General features: G+C 53.6%; 17 protein-coding genes and 2 tRNA genes. 10 read left to right on the top strand and 9 right to left on the bottom strand.

The genetic code is table 11. The features are described from left to right. A complete protein-coding gene (locus RG807_RS00760; protein WP_309043141.1) occupies positions 1-543 on the top strand; it encodes a YecA/YgfB family protein in 543 nt (180 codons plus the stop codon). Here RG807_RS00760 and RG807_RS00755 read toward each other — a convergent pair. Further along, positions 540-1418 carry a PHP domain-containing protein gene (locus tag RG807_RS00755; RefSeq protein WP_309043140.1) on the bottom strand — a complete coding sequence of 293 codons (879 nt, stop codon included), beginning with the start codon at positions 1416-1418 and terminating at the stop codon, positions 540-542. The two genes, RG807_RS00760 and RG807_RS00755, sit on opposite strands and share 4 nt — an antisense overlap. A gap of 140 nt (positions 1419-1558) precedes the next feature. Here RG807_RS00755 and RG807_RS00750 point away from each other — a divergent pair, with 140 nt between their 5' ends. From RG807_RS00750 to RG807_RS00740, 3 genes are all read left to right on the top strand, one after another. Beyond that, a complete protein-coding gene (locus tag RG807_RS00750; RefSeq protein ID WP_309043478.1) occupies positions 1559-1858 on the top strand; it encodes a YciI family protein in 300 nt (99 codons plus the stop codon). A 125-nt stretch (positions 1859-1983) separates the two neighbouring features. Next, positions 1984-2655, top strand: a complete 672-nt coding sequence (locus tag RG807_RS00745; protein ID WP_309043139.1) for a TIGR04211 family SH3 domain-containing protein — start codon at positions 1984-1986, stop codon at positions 2653-2655. Between the two features lie 5 nt (positions 2656-2660). After that, on the top strand, positions 2661-2951 hold the full coding sequence (locus RG807_RS00740) for a PilZ domain-containing protein (RefSeq protein WP_309043138.1): 291 nt from the start codon (positions 2661-2663) through the stop codon (positions 2949-2951). Between the two features lie 16 nt (positions 2952-2967). Here the strand turns inward: RG807_RS00740 and rraA are convergent, their stop codons facing one another. Together rraA and ppsA are read right to left on the bottom strand one after the other, a co-directional pair. Beyond that, the gene (gene rraA / locus RG807_RS00735) at positions 2968-3447 is read right to left on the bottom strand and encodes a ribonuclease E activity regulator RraA (RefSeq protein WP_309043137.1); all 480 of its coding nucleotides are present in this window, start codon (positions 3445-3447) and stop codon (positions 2968-2970) included. A gap of 42 nt (positions 3448-3489) precedes the next feature. Continuing rightward, positions 3490-5862: a phosphoenolpyruvate synthase gene (ppsA, locus tag RG807_RS00730; protein ID WP_298447869.1), complete on the bottom strand. Its 2373-nt coding sequence runs from the start codon at positions 5860-5862 to the stop codon at positions 3490-3492. 224 nt (positions 5863-6086) lie between these two features. Here ppsA and ppsR point away from each other — a divergent pair, with 224 nt between their 5' ends. Further along, positions 6087-6902, top strand: coding sequence for a posphoenolpyruvate synthetase regulatory kinase/phosphorylase PpsR (ppsR, locus tag RG807_RS00725; RefSeq protein ID WP_309043136.1), 816 nt, complete (start codon positions 6087-6089; stop codon positions 6900-6902). 55 nt (positions 6903-6957) lie between these two features. Here ppsR and RG807_RS00720 read toward each other — a convergent pair whose 3' ends face one another. Continuing rightward, positions 6958-9882 carry an insulinase family protein gene (locus RG807_RS00720; RefSeq protein WP_309043135.1) on the bottom strand — a complete coding sequence of 975 codons (2925 nt, stop codon included), beginning with the start codon at positions 9880-9882 and terminating at the stop codon, positions 6958-6960. A 102-nt stretch (positions 9883-9984) separates the two neighbouring features. Here RG807_RS00720 and RG807_RS00715 point away from each other — a divergent pair, with 102 nt between their 5' ends. The 3 genes from RG807_RS00715 (at position 9985) to RG807_RS00705 (ending at position 13062) form a co-directional block, all read left to right on the top strand. Next, positions 9985-10446 carry a hypothetical protein gene (locus tag RG807_RS00715; RefSeq protein WP_309043134.1) on the top strand — a complete coding sequence of 154 codons (462 nt, stop codon included), beginning with the start codon at positions 9985-9987 and terminating at the stop codon, positions 10444-10446. A 113-nt stretch (positions 10447-10559) separates the two neighbouring features. Next, positions 10560-11909 (top strand): MORN repeat-containing protein, encoded by a 1350-nt coding sequence (locus RG807_RS00710; RefSeq protein WP_309043133.1) that lies wholly within the window; start codon positions 10560-10562, stop codon positions 11907-11909. Between the two features lie 61 nt (positions 11910-11970). Beyond that, entirely contained in the window at positions 11971-13062 is a 1092-nt protein-coding gene (locus tag RG807_RS00705; protein WP_309043132.1) for a response regulator, read from the top strand. On the opposite strand, the gene RG807_RS00700 is transcribed toward RG807_RS00705, so the two are convergent. Further along, on the bottom strand, positions 13022-13627 hold the full coding sequence (locus tag RG807_RS00700) for a nucleotidyltransferase family protein (RefSeq protein ID WP_309043130.1): 606 nt from the start codon (positions 13625-13627) through the stop codon (positions 13022-13024). The genes RG807_RS00705 and RG807_RS00700 overlap by 41 nt on opposite strands. 182 nt (positions 13628-13809) lie before the next feature. Between RG807_RS00700 and RG807_RS00695 the strand changes: the two genes are divergently transcribed. Next, positions 13810-14658: a 6-carboxytetrahydropterin synthase gene (locus RG807_RS00695; protein WP_309043129.1), complete on the top strand. Its 849-nt coding sequence runs from the start codon at positions 13810-13812 to the stop codon at positions 14656-14658. Positions 14659-14895: 237 nt separating this feature from the next. On the opposite strand, the gene RG807_RS00690 is transcribed toward RG807_RS00695, so the two are convergent. The 3 genes from RG807_RS00690 to gltX all read right to left on the bottom strand — a co-directional run bounded on the left by RG807_RS00690 (position 14896) and on the right by gltX (position 16650). Next, a tRNA-Glu gene (locus RG807_RS00690) sits at positions 14896-14971 on the bottom strand. A gap of 8 nt (positions 14972-14979) precedes the next feature. Beyond that, positions 14980-15055, bottom strand: a tRNA-Ala gene (locus tag RG807_RS00685). Between the two features lie 113 nt (positions 15056-15168). After that, on the bottom strand, positions 15169-16650 hold the full coding sequence (gltX, locus tag RG807_RS00680; RefSeq protein WP_309043128.1) for a glutamate--tRNA ligase: 1482 nt from the start codon (positions 16648-16650) through the stop codon (positions 15169-15171). 185 nt (positions 16651-16835) lie between these two features. On the opposite strand from gltX, the gene RG807_RS00675 reads away from it, so the two are divergent. Further along, a complete protein-coding gene (locus tag RG807_RS00675) occupies positions 16836-17762 on the top strand; it encodes a zinc ABC transporter substrate-binding protein (RefSeq protein WP_309043127.1) in 927 nt (308 codons plus the stop codon). Here the strand turns inward: RG807_RS00675 and RG807_RS00670 are convergent. Beyond that, positions 17739-18653 (bottom strand): AEC family transporter, encoded by a 915-nt coding sequence (locus RG807_RS00670; protein ID WP_309043126.1) that lies wholly within the window; start codon positions 18651-18653, stop codon positions 17739-17741. The genes RG807_RS00675 and RG807_RS00670 overlap by 24 nt on opposite strands. Between the last annotated feature and the right edge of the window lie 60 nt (positions 18654-18713).

Raw genomic sequence — 18713 nt, 5'->3', positions numbered from 1 at the left:
ATGCTGTCCAATTCCGACATCGAAGCACTGGAAGACATACTGTTCGCAGAGCCTTGGGGCGACGACGCCCTGGACTTCTTCGGCTTTCATGGCGTGGTCTGCGCCAGTGTCGTCGGGCCAGCCAAACTGAGCGTGGAAACCGTTTTCCGGCTCGTGACGGGTACCGATGACACACCCGGCGGCGGAATTCCGGAAACCTTCCGCCAGTGCGTTGGGCAACTGGCGGGAGACATGACCAAAGCCCTCGATATGGGCCAGGCTATTGAACTTCCGGAACCGGAAGACGGTGACCCGATGAATGCACTGGAAAACTGGTGTGCAGGTTTTGTGGACACCTTCCTGGAGCATGAAGATGAGTGGCTGGACGCCGCAAGCGAAGAAGAGACAGCCGACCTGATGGTGCCCATGCTGACACTGTCAGGACTGTTTGATGACGAAGACTTCCAAAACGTTCGCAGCAGTGAAAAGCTGTCAGGTCAGATGGCAGATGCTATTCCTGACTCGCTGACTGATCTTTACCTGCTGTTCCACGCACCGGATTAATCCGGTGCGTGGGCGCCAGGAACCTGCTTGAAATGATGCCAGACTGGCTCCAGCCCGTCTGGCATTTTCATTATCCGCCCCAGCTCACACCAAGGCGCACCGGGAAAGTGAAAATCACTACCCTGAGACGCCAGAAGCTTCTCCCGCATACATAACTCGGTTAAAAACCCAAGGTCACCACTGGATTGCCCCGATGTGCTCACTTCAATGGACTGCCCCCCGGCACGGCGAAAATCGGCCGTCAGTTCCCGCAACTTCGTTGCAGTCAGCTGATACTTTCTGGGATGAGCCAGTACCGCAACCCCTCCCGCTGAATTGATCCATTGCACAACTTCCGTCAATTCTGGCCAGTAGGCCTTTACATCACCCACTTTACCCGCCCCCAGATGGCGCTTGAACGCCTGTGCAGCATTTTTCACCACACCTGACTCCACCATCACCCGTGCAAAGTGTGGCCGCCCAGGCACATCACCGCCAGCTTCTGTAGTGGCACGCTCAAGCAAGTCCGGAATGGCAAGTTTGCTCAGCCGGTCAGTAATCATCGCGGCTCTGGCCCAACGGTTACGGTTTTGCTGCTTTAACGCCGCGAGAAATTCGCTGTTGTTGATATCAAAGTCCAACCCGACGATGTGTATCGTGCGACTTCGCCACAAGCAGGAAAGCTCGATACCAGAAATCAACACCACTCCATTGGCGTCTGCTGCAACCTGGGCTTCAGCAAGGCCGCTAATCGTATCGTGATCCGTAAGAGCAAGATGCGTAACCTTGTTCTCTGCAGCACGAACCAATAGCTCCGTGGGTGAGAGCGCCCCATCTGACGCGGTGCTATGACAATGCAGATCAATGCACAAAACAGGGTCTTGCGGTATAGTCACAAAAATTTCCAAGTGAAATAAATAACGAAGTGAATGGCAACACACAGGTTCAGGCCAGATTATGCTGACCGGAACATACAGTGTACCAGCCCCGCAACTCCATGCGTCACTTTGCAGGCCCTCAAGGAATCGGAGACCCCATGTATTACGCCATTATCAGTGAAGATGTTGATAACAGCCTTGCCCTGCGCAAGAGCGCAAGGCCTGCTCATATTGAACGTCTGCAACAGTTGAAGAAAGAAGGCCGACTTCTCGTTGCCGGGCCTCACCCGGCTATAGACACCCCAGATCCCGGCGAAGCCGGCTTCTCAGGTAGCCTCGTGATAGCGGAGTTTGACTCCCTGGCGGCAGCTGAGGCTTGGGCGGCCAACGATCCTTATATGGACGCAGGCGTTTACAGCAGAGTAACGGTTAAACCATTTAAAGTAGTTCTACCCTGACGCTACCAATAGAATTCCATGAGCTTATTGTAATGACAGCTCGCTTGAACCACCGCATATCTGTGACAAAATTGCGGCTTTAATATTAACGAGTTTTTAAACCGAACATTGTGGGAACCTTGCCAGTGACGCTTTTTCGCCTTGCCATCAGTGCTTTATTTGTATTGTCATCCATAGCCATGGCTCAGGCGAAAACCGTCTGGGTTGATGATCAACTCTACCTACCTGTTCGTTCGGGCGCCGGCACCCAGTTCCGCATCATTGAAAACGCCGTACCCAGCGGCACGGCTTTGGAAGTTATCGACGTTTCTGATTCCGGCTATACTCGAGTACGTACACCAAAAGGCAATGACGGTTGGGTTTCTACCCAATACCTCAGTGAAACGCCCATCGCAGCGGACAGACTGAAAACCGTCAGCCGTCAACTCGAGCAGGCGCAAACAGAACTGGCCTCACTGAAAGGGCAGCTGAAGGACGTTTCCAGTGAGCGGGACACATTGAGTTCGGCAGAATCGACGCTCTCGACCCAGACAGAGGAATTGCAGCAGGAACTCAGACGTATCAAAAGCATAGCTTCAGATTCAATCAATCTGGCTCGCCGAAATCGTGAGCTACTGGAGGAGAATCAGAAGCTGCGCAACGACCTGGAAGTACTAACCGCTGAGAACGAGCGGCTGGAAGCCGGCAAGGAATCTGATTTCATGCTGGTTGGTGCCGGCCTTGTACTTGGAGGTGTTCTTCTGGCTCTGCTTATACCGATGCTCAAACCCACAAGAAAAACTGATAACTGGGCGTGAATTATATGAAGGACTATTCGGAGAAGCGCGATTTTCATCGCATGCAGGTTGAGTCAGAAATAGAGATCACTGATAGCAAAGGAAGAACGTTTGCTGGAATTTGCAGAGATCTCAGTGCTACGGGCATGCAATTGCTTGTCCGAGACCCCGTAGCCGTCGGAGAGGAACTGAGCACGGTGCTACACCCGAGCAACGATCAGTTCCCTCCACTGGAAACAATATGCGAGGTTATCCGTTGCGAACCTGAGGGTGACGGCTTTCTGCTGGGGGCCAACATCAGCGAAGTCACCCGCTAGGCGCACTCCCCTGGCGCTATACCAGGGATTTCTCTGACACGATGATGCCGTTGTTGTCAGCATACACGTAGTGGCCTGGACGGAAGGTCACGCCGTGGAACGTTACTGGCACATCCAGGTCGCCAAGACCGCGCTTTTCACTTTTCCGGGGATAGGTAGCCAGCGCCTGCACCCCCAGATCCGTTTTCCCGATCTCATCAACATCCCGCACACAGCCGTAAATGATTAAGCCTGCCCAGCCATTACTGGCGGCCTTCTCAGCCAGCATATCGCCAAGCAGCGCATGGCGCATTGAGCCGCCACCATCTACCACCATCACACGCCCCTTACCAGGCAGGCCAACCTGCTCCTTAACTACAGAGTTGTCTTCAAAGCACTTTACAGTGACGATTTCGCCACCGAAGGCCTTGATTCCGCCATAGTTATTGAAGCCGGGTGCTGCCACCTCAACTTCCGGAAACTCATCACACAAATCCGGAGTAATAATCGTTGTCACCTTATTGCTCTCCTTAATTGCCAAAGTAAGTGCAAGAAACAGTCAGTCGATTTTTTCGTCTGCGAGGAAGAACCAGGTATCCAGCACCGAATCCGGGTTAAGAGATACGGTATCAATACCCTGATCCATCAGCCATTTTGCAAGATCCGGGTGATCAGATGGCCCCTGACCACAGATGCCAATGTACTTACCTGCCTTTTTGCAGGCCTGGATGGCACTGGACAAAAGAATCTTGACGGCTTCATCCCGCTCGTCGAACAGGTGCGCAATAATACCCGAGTCACGATCCAACCCAAGCGTAAGCTGGGTCAAGTCGTTGGAGCCGATAGAGAAACCATCAAAGTGCTCAAGAAACCTTTCCGCCAGCAATGCGTTGCCCGGCAGCTCACACATCATGATCACCCGCAGGCCATTCTCGCCGCGCTTAAGACCGTTTTCAGCCAGCAACTTGACCACTTGCTCTGCTTCACCCACGGTGCGCACGAAGGGCACCATAATTTCTACGTTGGTCAGCCCCATTTCATTGCGCACTCTCTTGAGCGCGCGGCACTCCAGTTCGAAACAATCACGGAAAGTTTCAGAGATGTAGCGAGATGCCCCACGGAAACCCAACATCGGGTTTTCTTCGTCTGGCTCGTACAAAGTGCCACCAATCAAATTGGCGTACTCATTGGATTTAAAATCAGACAAGCGCACGATGACCTTCTTGGGTGAGAAAGCAGCGGCCAGGGTAGAGATTCCTTCCACCAGCTTATCTACATAAAAATCAACGGGTGAGCTATAACCGGAAATACGCTTTTCTACAGTCTGCTTTATATCCCGGGGCAGACTGTCAAAATTAAGAAGCGCTTTGGGATGCACACCAATCATACGGTTAATAATAAACTCGAGGCGTGCAAGGCCAACGCCTTCATTGGGCAGCGACTGGAAATCGAAGGCACGATCCGGGTTGCCCACGTTCATCATGATCTTGAACGGTATATTGGGCATGGAATCTACGGTATTTTCACGCAGCTCAAAGTCCAGTGCACCTTCGTAAATCAGCCCCGTGTCGCCTTCAGCGCACGAAACTGTTACTTCCTGCCCGTTCGTCAGTACTTCGGTGGCATCCCCACAGCCTACAACCGCTGGTATACCCATCTCCCTGGCAATAATGGCTGCGTGACAAGTACGGCCACCGCGATCTGTAATAATGGCAGAAGCCCGTTTCATAACAGGCTCCCAGTCCGGATCTGTCATATCCGTTACCAGCACATCGCCATCCTGCACCAGATCCATTTCCTTGATGCTGGTAATAATTTTGACAGGGCCTGCACCGATTTTGTGACCAATGCTACGGCCTTCCACCAGCACCGTACCGGTTTCATTGAGCAGGTAACGCTCCATCACGTTTGCAGACGCCCGGCTTTTAACCGTCTCCGGCCGAGCCTGCACGATGTAGATTTTTCCGTCGTCGCCATCTTTGGCCCATTCGATATCCATGGGCCTCTGATAATGTTTCTCGATGATCATGGCCTGCTTGGCCAGCTCTTCAACTTCTGCATCCGTAATGCAGAACCGACCGCGCTCTTCCGGATCTACCTTAATGGTCTCTACAAGCTGGCCCGTGTCCGGCTCTGAGTGATAAACCATTTTGATGGCTTTACTACCCAGGTTACGGCGCAGAACAGCGGGCCTGCCTGCGGCCAGTGTGGGCTTGTGAACGTAGAACTCGTCCGGGTTTACCGCACCCTGCACTACCGTTTCACCAAGGCCATAAGAACCAGTGATGAACACCACATCACGGAAGCCAGACTCTGTATCCAGCGTAAACATTACGCCACTGGCTGCAGTTTCACTGCGTACCATCTTCTGAATGCCGGCAGACAAGGCTACAAGCTTGTGATCAAAGCCGTGATGGACGCGGTAGGAAATAGCACGATCGTTAAACAGTGACGCAAACACCTCCTTGACCGAGGTACGAACCTGCTCCAGGCCAACCACGTTCAGGAAGGTTTCCTGCTGGCCAGCAAACGAGGCGTCCGGCAGATCTTCAGCGGTTGCAGACGAGCGCACGGCTACCGCCATACTCTCATTACCGTCCTGCATTTGTACGTAAGCTTCCTTGAGAGACTCTTCCAACGCATCCGGAAACGGCGTATCAATTATCCACTGGCGGATTTTTGCCCCTACGCGGGCAAGTTCGTTCACATCATTTACATCAAGCGTATCAAGGAGGTTATCAATTTTGTCCTTCAAACCATCCTTAGCGAGAAACTCACGATAGGCATGGGAAGTGGTAGCAAAACCGCCAGGAACGGTTACACCTGCATTGGCGAGATTACTGATCATTTCACCGAGGGAGGCGTTTTTACCGCCTACCCGGTCAACATCGGACATTCCCAGGTGATCAAACCAGATTATGTAATCTTCCAAAGCGCGTCTCCCTCGAATCTGTGTACTGAAGAATAAAACCGTGCCAGCGGCGGCAAGCGTAAAAAGCGGACAACAACCACTGCGGAGTCTCTAACTTGCCGTGTATGATACTGTAACCTTCGGAATTTACCTAGGGAGCCCCTGAGAAAGTACACTGTACGTTGCTGGGAGCCCCTGACAAATGCGCCCCGACATTTCTCCTGACACGGACCCGGAAAAACATCATGAAACGCACAGCCTTCTTCATTTCAGACGGCACCGGCATTACCGCCGAGGCTCTTGGGCACAGCCTTCTGGCCCAATTCGATAAAATTGATTTTGAACGGGTTACCGTACCTTACATAGACGATGTTGAGAAAGCCCGGGACATGGTCAAGCGCATTAACAGTGCAGCGGAAACCGACGGTGCCCGCCCACTGGTCTTTGATACGATCCTCGATAGCTCCATTCGAGAGGTTATCTCTGATGCGCAGGGCTTCATGATAGATATATTCGGGACTTTCCTTAAACCGCTCGAGGCTGAACTCCAATCTTCGTCGTCCTACTCTGTCGGCAAATCCCACTCTATCAATAACGAAGGGGTTTATGAGCGACGTATCGCCGCGGTGAACTTTGCTCTGGATAACGATGATGGTGCACGTACACGACATTACGATGAAGCAGACCTGATTCTGGTTGGTGCGTCCCGTAGCGGAAAAACCCCAACCTGCCTGTACCTGGCACTTCAGTATGGCGTAAAAGCCGCCAACTACCCGATCACTGAAGACGACCTGTCAGACCAACAGATGCCCAATGCTCTGCGGCCGCACAAGGAAAAGATTTTTGGACTGACAATTGAACCAGAAAGACTGGCCACCATTCGTAATGAGCGGAGGCCGAATTCACGCTACGCCTCGATTCAGCAATGCATGCATGAAATTGAAGAGATTGAGCTTATGTACCGGAGGGAGCGCATTCCATTCCTGAATACGACCGCTTACTCCGTGGAAGAAATTTCGACCCGCATTATAGTTACCACGGGGCTTAAGAGAAACCGCTGAAATCTAGCCTGTTGAATTAGCAGGCAGGCCGTTACCGGCCCGCCTGCCCTGCAACTTACAGCTCCTGAACAGCCAGACCCAGGCCTTCAACCAGGGCGCGATTTTCAGACCCAGTAACAACTGCAGTGCTGGCCTTTTCAGCCTGCAGCCAGGTTGTCGCAACCCGCTTGAGATCATCAAGCGTCACTGACAGCACCCGCTCACGGAAACGCGCACGCTGCTCAGCACTGCGCCCAAACAGCTTGTTGTGGAACGCATGTCGCGCCGCACCCGCCGGAGACCGTGGGCGGTCTAGCTGGCCAATCACTCCAAGAATGGATTCCTCGAGCTCCTGATACTCATGCTCGGTCTCCTGAAGCCATATCAAGGCCTTATCGAAGTCTTCGAGGGTTTCGGTCAGGCGCGGATCCCGGTATGAGAAAAAGCGGAAAGTGCCATTCACACTGTCCTGAGATGCGCCACCACCATAAGCACCACCCTTCTCCCGGATAGCCCGGTGCAGATACCCGTTGCGCAAGAAGCCGCCCAGCACCGTGAGTGCCGCCGCATCCGGATGATCAATCGGAACAGTGCTGTAGGCGCGTGCGCAGAAGTTGACTTGAGTGGAGGTCAGCCAGGCTTCGCGGGTTACGAAGTTCACAGGCTCCATGGACCAGCTGGATGAAGCTGTTCCTTCATCGCCTTGCCAGCAGGATTTGAGGTCATCAATCAATGCAGGAAGATGCTCATCCTCACCAATGAGCAGGAATTCGCGAGCCTGCTGGCGAATTCGGTCGTGCAGACTTGCCAACTGCTTACAAAAAGCATCAAGTGCTGCCGGGTCTTTCAGGGACTGATCCAGCTCTTTGGTGCCACGAATACCTGCCAACCCTCCAAGACGGAAACTCAGCCAGGCGCCAGGCCCCATACCCTGGGATGCGGCCCCCATGGCCAATGCGTGGCCACTGCCGGTGACCGACTGCTCCCGACGGGCGCGGATCTGGGCAATAATCTCCCGAATACGGTCTTTTTCATCAAACCGCGCATTGGTGTAGACATCACGGAGCAGTGTCGTCAGCGCTGTTCGGTTTCGGGCAAGCGCCTTACCACTGAATATCACGTAGCCAGAAAGACTCTGAACATCATCAATGCGGCCTTTGGCGCTGAACGACGCTCCAATACCACCGGATTCCGCCGAAATCCGATCCTGCATCTGCAAATAATCCAGATCACCGCAGCCAACTTCGGAAATCAGAGCACCGTAATACGGCAGGAGCAGGAGCTCATCGTCAGTCAGGTCTGGCAGCGGCAGCACAACCTGCTGATAAATCAGCCCATTGGTTCCCCGTGCATAAACCGTTGCTGAAATGTCCCCGTCAAAACGCCCCTCCGGCTCAGGCATTTGCAGGGGCACATCCGTTAGATCCACTTTCGGCAGAATGGAGTCATCATCCTTACGCATCTGCCGCTCTTCCAACGCTTTAGCCCGCTCAACAATCTGCGTGACCTCTTCGCTGGTAAGCTCTGCCTTGCGTTTCGCCAGGGCTTCACGAATAGCCTGCTGACGACGGCCATCCAACTTGTCGTCTGGTCGCAGAGTGAGCGTTACCCGATGCGGGTTATTCATCAACTTGCGACGAATCAGATCGGGGATATATTGAGGATCGCGAATTTTCTCACGCAATGTAGCCAAAACAGGCTCCAGATCAAGCAGTTCAACCGGATCGCCACCGTGAACCATGGGCGCTATCGCACTCATGATCAATTGAAGACCATAAGGAAAGCTGTCTCCGGCAATTTCGCGTTGATGCAATTCCAGCTGGTGAAGAATCGCTTCCAGTCGCTCTTCACTAACGCCTTCCTCAACCACTTTCTGAAGCGTAGTCTCGATCAAGGCTTCCAGATCTTTCAGTTTCTCTGGCTCGCTGCCCTCTATACCGCAAACAAAGGTCATTTCCCTGTTGGAGTCTTCGAGCCCGCACATAGGCGAAGGTGCATGGCCGATATCCGTGGTTTCCAACGCACGCATCAACGGCGATGCGCTATTTTCCAGCAGCACCGAAGACAACAACTGCCCTTCAAGGTTTTCCTGCAGGTCAAAACTGTGGCCCAACAGCCAGCCCATCACAATATGGGTTTTACCGGCGGTATCTTCGCCCTCGGCAACGCCGTAGCCCTGCTCTACACGAACCGGGGCATACATACGCTTTTCATCACGCACTGGCAGTTCGATATCCAGCTTGTCGAATCGTTTGAGAGCCAGCTCTTCGAAGCGTTCGTGGTGCTCATGGGCCGGAATGTTGCCGTAAGTGGCAAAAATGGCGTTACTTGGGTGGTAGTGGTGCTTATAAAAGCGAATAAGATCGTCATAGCTCAGATCAACAATATGATCCGGCTCGCCGCCGCTGTTGTAATGATAGGTCGTTGTCGGGAACAGGTGGCTGCTCAGGTTCTGCCAGAGCTGAGAGGTTGCCGAACTCATGGCGCCTTTCATCTCGTTATAAACAACGCCCTTGTACACCAGGTCAGTGCTTGGGTCATCGGGCTTTTCAAACTCCAGTCGATGCCCTTCCTGGGCAAAATCCAGCGGATCCAGCTTGGAGAAGAACACTGAATCCAAATAAACCGACAGGAGATTATCGAAATCTTTACGGTTCATGCTCGCGAAGGGGTAAGCCGTCCAGTCGCTGCTGGTGAACGCATTCATGAACGTATTCAGGGAACGTCGAATCATCATGAAAAATGGATCGCGTACCGGGTAACGCTCGCTGCCGCACAGTGCCGTATGTTCAAGAATATGGGCAACGCCGGTAGAATCCATGGGAAAGGTTCTTAGCGCCACAAAAAACACGTTTTCATCGTTATCCGCCGCTAGGTGGAGATGACGGGCACCGGTTTTAATATGACGATACTCTTCAACATCAAGATTAAGCGTGTCAATCCGGTGACTGCGAAGCTTCTCAAAAGCCGGGTGGATTGCGTTATCGATCACTGCAGCCATTCAAACTATTCCTGTCGTTAAACAATTGGAGAATGACAGGGTAACACGTAGTATCGGTTATCCTGTATCCGTCACCCTAGCTATAAGGTAGCTGCCAGGATCATGAGCACATTGTCAGGCCCCAAAAAAACAGCCCAGGCTCCCGAAGTTGCCGCTTACTGGGCAGAACGCCGTCGATACCTTGAGCGCATCCGCAAATCCCCTGAGGTGCGACAGCGCTTCTGGCGAGAGGTGGCCATCTACCTGGCGCGCCGCGTGCTTTGGTCGTTTGGCTTCTTTCCGATATTCATGGCGTTCTGGATTCCGCTGGTGCTGTCCAGCTTCAACCCGGTTGTAATGGCGTCGGATTTGATCCCCCTGCTCCAGGACTTTGTGAGCGGCAACCCGGAAGTACAAGCTACAACGCTCAGCACCCTGACCATCGCCTGGGCATCGGTTGGCTTCTTCTTCCTCATGTTTGATTTTGTGCTGACACCGTTCAAGTCGCCTTACGAATATGAAGCCGATGTCTACATGAGGGCGTGGGAGCAGCTCAACCATGACCAGCTTCCGTCTAAAGTGTGATTTGGCCAGCATTCTCGCCAAGTTCAGACACTTTCTGTTACATAACGCCGCTTTCGCTGGGTAAGATGAAGTTGCTCACGAATCTGTAGAATGCAGGATTAAGAGGTTCCGCCATGGTCGATTTCAGACCACTTTTGTTTTTGAATGCACTGGCTCTTATGCTTCTGGTAACAGCCGGCTTTGCTTCTGTTCTAAGTGAACTGCCGGTCGCCGCTGCCCCTCTGCAATCGTTGCGAGATGAAGCGCCAATTAAGCCCGCCAGGAAACCGGTGGAAACGCAAAGCCCACAAACCGTTGCTGAAGCACCTGAAACTGCACCCACACCTGCACCTGCACCTGCACCTGCACCTGAAACTGTTGCTGAAGCGACCGTGGAAGTGAAAGCCGCGCCTGTGGAACAGCCAGGGAGCACCGAGCAATTCAATATTCCAGATCTTCCGGATAAGGCGGTCATGCTTGCCTCGGCCGAACCTCCAGCAGCAATAGCCACCTATACCGCCAAAGCTGAGCCAGAGCAGCCACCAGCCCCGACTACCGGCGCCCTTACACTGCGCTCTAACGTGGCTGGCGACCGGGTTGAAATTAACGGCAAGGATTACGGCGCAACCCGGCTGGATCTTGAACTGGCCCCAGGCAAATACGATATCACCATCAGTAAAGACGGGTTCCGCCCTTGGCAGCAAAGCGTTGCCCTCGATGCTGGCAACGAGCTGACCCTCGTAGGCAAACTGGAAGCCTACACTACCGTCAATTACCAGAACGGGAATTGGCGAGGCGGCATAAAGACCGGCGACGGAACCTATGAAGACAAAGATGGCCTTAAATACGAAGGTCAATTTGTAGATGGCGCTTTCCACGGTTCTGGCACAGCCTGGTACCCGGATGGAACCCGCTATGAAGGTGACTGGGACACGGGCAAGCGTGCGGGCGAAGGCGTATGGCGCGACGCAGATGGCTCACGTTATACCGGGCAGTTTGCCGCCGATTCGTTCCAGGGCCAGGGCACCCTCACTCTTGCCAACGGTGATATCCTGACCGGAGAGTGGTCACAGGGGCGGCTCAACGGCCACGGTTCCCTGACAACAGCCGACGGGATGCTGTACGTCGGCGGGTTCCGCAACAGCGACTTTCATGGGCGCGGCACTCTCACCTACCCCGATGGCCGTCATTACGAAGGCGACTTTTCAAATGGTACTTTCCATGGTCGCGGCTCGGAAGTTTTTGCCAATGGCAAGAAATACGAAGGTGAGTATATTGAAGGCAAGTTCCACGGAAATGGTTTGCTGCGCAATCCGAATGGCAGCTCCATCGAGGCTACATTCCGCCACGGTGAACCCTATGGTCAGGTTCGCCTGACCACGGCGGCAGGTGAGATTTTCACTGCCCGAACAACAGAGCCCGGCGTGTGTTATCGGGACAAAAGCTACAGGGCCACACAGTGCCCGAAACTCGAAGGCTGGTAGCTCTAACAGTAAAACCAGCCCGATAACCAACGCGAATGAAGTAACAGCTTGAGGTAGTAAGATGGCGATCAAGAACGCTCTTCTGGTGGATGACTCCAAGGTAGCCAGGTTTGCCCTGAGCAAACTGCTGGAAAGCCGCGACATGCATGTCAACATGGCAGGTTCAGCTGAAGAAGCTCTGGATTTTCTGGACAACAATGAACATCCGGACGTCATTTTCATGGATCATCTGATGCCCGGCATGAATGGCGTGGAAGCCACCAAGGCCATCAAGAGCAATCCGAATACCGCGAGTATACCAATCATTATGTGTACGTCTCAGAAGTCGTCATCTTTTACCAAAGAGGCGAAAAACTTCGGGGTATACAACATCCTGACCAAGCCAACTCAGCCCGAAGGTCTTGGCCTGGTGCTTGAGCAACTCGCCAGCGACGTAAAAAGCGGAACCCTGCCCCTTTCTCCTCTATCGGAATCAGGGCTTGACGATCTGGCTGTTGGCACGGCCGAAAGCGACTCGCTGGAAATGTCAGCGGAGCCCTCTGATCTTGAGGCTGCCCTCAACGGCAAGAAAGCATCCAACACCGTGCCACTCACAAGCGATCTGATTGAGCAGATCGCCCGCTCAGCGGCCCATGGCCAGGTTAATAACAATCTGCATGAATTGCTCAGCTCGCTGTTTGATGAGCAGTTTGAAAATCTCAAGCGCGCACTGGATGAATCCCGCGGAAAGCAGGAAAGCATTATTGAAGAACGCTTGGGCGCCATGAGTGCAATGCTAGAGGAGCGAACACGACACCTGCGCGATGATGTCGCCGCTGAGGTAAATCTCAGTCTGGGTCGGGAGCTTGCGGATCTTAAAAAGGATCTCTCACGCAACTCAGGCTTTACCGCCAACCACATGGCTGAACTGAAGGATCACATTACCAGCGTACAGACCATTGATACGGAGTTCTGGCAGACGCTGCAATCTGAAGCCATCCAGCAAGCCCACGAAATCTCCCGCGAAACTGCGGAAGACATCGCCCAGCGCACGATCGACTTGTTTGTAGCGCAGCAGCGTTCCGCATCGTCCAGAATCTACACCGTCGGGCTAGCGGTTAGCCTTGGGGTGTTCAGTCTCGGAATTGCGTGGCTTGCAGGGCTCTTCGGTTAAGTTCCTCCCGAGCCCTCACCCAATCTTCCGGCGTGTCTATGTCGTCATGGACACCCGGAATATTCAGACGCGCTGCATTGGCTTCCGCCAATAAGCGACCAGCACCTCGATCACCCTCCAGTGCCAACACGTCAGGCCAAAGCCATCGCGGCAGATAAGCCGGTACGCCCGGGCGCCGGCCATAATCCGCTGCCGCTGGCACCGTGGGAAAACATCTCGCGGCTTCACCCAACGCCTGAAGGGCTCCTATATCCAGCAGTGGCTGATCCACAACCAACACAAACACGCCCTTTGCCCGAGGCCCCAGGCTTTGGATACCCGCCACTAATGAAGCTGCCATACCCTCGTGCCAGCACGCCACAGGGACCCAACGGGAAGGCTGCTGGCGACAGCGAAAACGAATCAATGGATACCAGGCGCCACATACAACACGCACATCGCGGCTAAGCACCCTGGCCTGCCTTATAGCGTTACTCAGTAACGTATCGTTGGGCCCTTCCATGCCTCCCACGTTTAACAGGGCTTTAGGCCGCCCAAGCCGGCTGGAAGCCCCAGCTGCGAGCACAAGTGCCGGAAAATCCTGATCGAAGTCATGGCGAGAGGCAGTTATGATGTCGCTCCTGATAAGGCAATGAACATGAAAAAGAGTGACGAGGTACGTTTTAGTGCAATAACTCGACAAGACACTCACTAAGGGATTTTTGCTAGAATCCCTCCATCAATCAACTATACCCGCCCGGAAATTTAATGAACCATCTGTTTGTAGACAACCTCACCGTTATTGATTTTGCTTACCTGGACCCTGCCCGTGGGTTAGTAGGGGAAAGCTGGATTGCCGACGTTGTGCTGGGAGGTGAGCTTGATGACCAGGGCATGGTATTCGATTTCAGCAACGTGAAGCGCACCATCAAGCGCATCATCGATGAACGCGTAGATCATCGGCTGGTAATACCCCGGGGTTACGAAGGCCTCTCCTGGAACCAAGACACGCCTGACACCTTCACCTGGGCGCTTACCGATGGCAGTCACATCGTCCACCGGTCCCCCGACGAAGCCGTTGTATGGCTGTCTGCAGACCGGGTTATTCCATCGGCTGTCGCCGCCTTGCTCGAGCGGGAATTGCTGGCCGTTCTTCCTTCGAATGTCACTTCAGTGCAGATCAACCTGCGGGAAGAAGTGCTTGAAGGGGCTTACTATCACTACGTACACGGCCTGAAAAAGCATCTGGGCAACTGCCAGCGCATCGCCCACGGCCACCGCTCACCTATTCGGATAGACCGCAACGGCAAACGTGACGGGGAACTGGAACGCTCTTGGGCCAAGTTATGGCAGGATATTTATGTGGGCTCTGAGGAAGATGTCGTACGCCGCCATGTAGAAGATGGCGTGGCTTACATAACCTTCGAATATGAGTCCAACCAGGGTGAGTTTGCCCTGACCCTGCCCGAGGCGCGGGTTTATATGATGAACACAGATACGACTGTGGAATTCATTGCCGCTCACATTGCAGACGCGCTGAAAGCCAAATTCCCATCTGACACGATTCTCGTAAAAGCCTACGAAGGCGTTGGCAAAGGCGCCATAGCTTCCCGCTAACACTGCCTACTCCGAGCACTGACAAGCAGGGAGAGTGTGCCCCCAAAACACGCCGTGAACCCATCCATGGGGGCTTGGTGTTGCCATCCCTGGCAACACACAGTTTTGGGAGCACACTCTCCCTGCTTGCCACCATAGTTTCTGTATTAGCCTTCAGCTTTTTCTTCAGGCACAAAAAAACCGCCCGAAGGCGGTTTTTTTGATGGCTATCCGGTGGACTAAACCGTCAAGCCGTATTGGCGTCCCCTAGGGGGTTCGAACCCCTGTTGCCGCCGTGAAAGGGCGGAGTCCTAGGCCACTAGACGAAGGGGACTAGAAAATTGGTGGAGCCAGACGGGATCGAACCGTCGACCTCAACACTGCCAGTGTTGCGCTCTCCCAGCTGAGCTATGGCCCCAACGGATGCGTATATTAAGGATCCACCCCATGGTCGTCAACCTTTCGCCCCACTTTTTTCAACTTTTCTGAACTTCCCTGTCCATCGCGTTCATTTCTTGGCCAAACTTGTCATTAAGCGCCCAAAGCCGCGTACTCTTTCTCTACTTTCTTGGTTTCTTTCTTGGAGAAACCACCGAGCACTTCCAGAGCGTGGCGCAAACGGGCGCGAGTCATATCCGGGCCCAACATATCCATGGAATCCATAACAGACCAGGAGTTCGGGGTACCGGCAATGGCCACAAACACAGAAAACATGAAATCGCCCATTTTCAGATCCATGGCTTTCGCCAGGAATTTGATATCGGCAAAAATGGTGTCCTTGCTCCAATGACGCTGAGCTTCCAACTTCCACAGAGTGAACTGCAATACCCGTTTGATTTGCGATTCTTCCAGCTTGTTGTGGGTAAAGTTTTCAGGCTTTAAATCCAGCATGCCGGAGAACATAAACTGAGCCATGGGCGCCACATCGGAGAACACCTCTGCCCTGCCCTGGATATGAGGCACCATTGCCTTGAGTGAATCCTTGTTGAACCACCACTGGCTCATGCGCTCGACAAACTGGTCTTCTGTTAGCTCATCGCGCAGCCACTGGCCGTTAAGCCAGCGCAACTTCTCAACATCAAAAACCGGCCCGCCGAGGGATACCCGCTGAATGTCGAAATTACCGATCATCTCATCCAGAGTGAACTTTTCACGCTCATCCGGCATGGACCAGCCCATTCGGCCAAGGTAGTTGGTTACGGCTTCCGGCAAAAAGCCCATGCGCTCGTAAAAGTTGATACTGGTGGGGTTTTTGCGTTTTGAGAGCTTGCTCTTATCCGGGTTACGCAGCAGCGGCAGATGGCAAAGCACAGGCATATCCCAACCAAAATACTCGTACAGCAGCTTGTGCTTGGGCGCAGAGTTAATCCATTCTTCGCCACGCAATACGTGGGTAATTTCCATTAAGTGGTCATCAACCACGTTGGCCAAATGGTACGTCGGCATACCATCGGACTTCAGCAGGATTTGGCAATCCACCTGCGCCCAGTCGATCTCAATAGTGCCCCGGAGCATGTCATCAATTTCGCAAACACCTTCATCGGGCACTTTCATACGGATAACATAGGATTCACCCGCATCCAAACGGCGCTTGATCTCTTCCTGGGATACTTCAAGGTTTCCCTTGATGCCCGGGTTCAAACCTTGCGCCTTGCGATCTTCGCGAATGGCATCCAGCTCTTCAGCCGTGCGGAAGCAATAGAACGCATGACCCGCCGTTACCAAGTCTTCAGCGTACTGAGCATAGGAGTGCTTGCGCTCTGACTGACGATAAGGACCGTGGGGCCCGCCCACATCGGGACCTTCATCCCAGTTGAGGCCGAGCCAGCGCAGAGCCTTGAGAATATCCTGCTCGGATTCCGCCGTACTGCGAGCCTGGTCGGTATCTTCAATGCGCAGGATAAACTTGCCACCGTGCTGTCGGGCAAAACAAAGGTTAAACAGGGCCACGTAGGCGGTACCAACGTGTGGGTCACCGGTGGGTGATGGGGCAATTCGGGTACGTACAGTCATGGAACCTTCCTGAAAATCGGTGGCCGTTTGATTAGCCAGGCATTATACCGGGCCGGGCATTATTTCGCATGAGTGCAAATCGTATCATTGGGCTGGCGCCTCGAGACACAACAAGATTTTGCGATGACATCACGAACAGTGTTACATTATAACATTACCAACCAGCTTCAGGATTCCGACCTAACATGCACGCCAAAATCATAGCCCTGGCTCTAATGCTGACAACCAGCACCTTGTTTTATTCCGACAACACGCTTGCCGAGACTCGCATTCTTACCTCCATCAAGCCACTGGAACTTCTGGTGCGTGCGATAGCCACGGAAAACATGCATGTAAGTACATTGGTACCGCCAGGCGCCAGCCCTCACAACTACTCAATGACACCGTCAAAGCGCCGAGCACTGGAAGATTCCGATGTGGTTTTCTGGGTAGGGCCTAAAATGGAGACGTTTCTGAATCGCCTGCTGACGGGTAGCGAATTTGGCGGACGCTCGATCACACTCATGGAGCACGATGAAGACAGCGAACACGCTGACAGTGCAGATAGTCATGATGAACACAGCCACGGGCATGACCATGGAGATGGTGAAGACCCTCATATCTGGGTGGACCCACACATGGCGCTAACCATGGCAGAGACCATCCGGGATACCCTGGCCCAACGGAACATGGCAGACAAGCCTGCCCTCGATGCCAACCTGGAAGCATTCAGAGCATCAGTGACAGCCAAAGAGCAGCAGATCCGGAAGCAACTGGAGCCCTTGCGGGACACCAGCCTGTTTGCATACCACAGCGCCTTCACACGGTTCGCAGAACACTACAGCCTGAATGTAGAGGGCGTGCTTACACTCAACCCCGAGCTGTCACCGGGTGCCCGGCACATCGCACAAGTGCAGAGCAGCCTGCGCCGTGCGAATCATCCCTGCCTGCTAACGGAGCCGCAATTCAACCGGCAGTGGTGGCGTTCCATCACCAGTGGGCTGGATGTGACATTCAGCACCTGGGACCCGCTGGCCACGGAGATAGCTGCAACCCCGGAGGGTTATGTGTCCTTCCAGCAAAGCATTGCCGATGCCGTGCTCAAATGCCTACCAGAGAATGCTGAGCATTAAAGGAATAGACACCATGGCCAAAAGTGTCTGGCCACTGATGATACCTGCCATCAACGGTGCATCGCCGCCCAACTGCCGTGCCAGGATATAGGCCGAGGTCGCTGTTGGCAGAGTGGCCAGCAGTATCGCGACTTGCACCAGGGTGCCATCAAGGCCCAACAGAAGGGCCAAGCCTGCGGCCATAAACGGGAACAGCAACAACTTTAAAACAGACGACACTACAAAAGGCACGGAAGCGCCTCGCAGGGCTTTTAGTTGAAGCCCTGCGCCAACGGTCATCAGCCCCATAGGCAAGGCCAGGTTGCTTAGCGGCTCAAGTGTTCCTGCGAGGAGCGGATGAAAGTCAATCTCGAAAAAGCTCCAGGTCACACCGAGTACCGACCCTATAATCAGTGGGTTTGATGCAATGGCGCGCACCACAGGCCCCAGCCGGGCCGGGCCGTCGGTTGCCACAATCGAAAACATCAGAATGCACAGCAAATTAATCAGCGGCACCATGACCGCAACGGCAATGGCCGTGAGGGACAGACCATCATCCCCAAGTAACATGCCGCCCGCTGCTAGCGCCACGTAGGAATTAAACCGGATAGCCCCCTGGTACACCGAAGAAAAAACCGGCCCATTCCAGCGCCAGAAGAACTGTACAATCACCAAAAGCAACGTCATCGCCAGCAGCATGGACGCGATAAGTAAGGCAGTATCACCATAGGCCGAGGCGGGTAAACGAGCTTGCCCGAGTTTGAATACCAGCATGGCGGGAAAGAGCACGTAGTAGGTAAAGCGTTCAGCCTGAGGCCAGAATTCAATCGACGGAAATGCCCAGCGCCTGAACAGGTGCCCTAAAACAATCAGCGCAAAAACAGGCACGAGGGCCTGAACCATAACCGGCATACCGAATACTCCAGCATCAAAACTGATAAATAAGCATCTATCCCGAACTTTTTACCGGGA

Source organism: Marinobacter sediminicola (assembly GCF_031157525.1).
Lineage (GTDB): Bacteria > Pseudomonadota > Gammaproteobacteria > Pseudomonadales > Oleiphilaceae > Marinobacter > Marinobacter sediminicola.
Note: the sequence above shows the minus strand (reverse complement) of the source record. Positions and strands in the feature narration are given on the sequence as shown.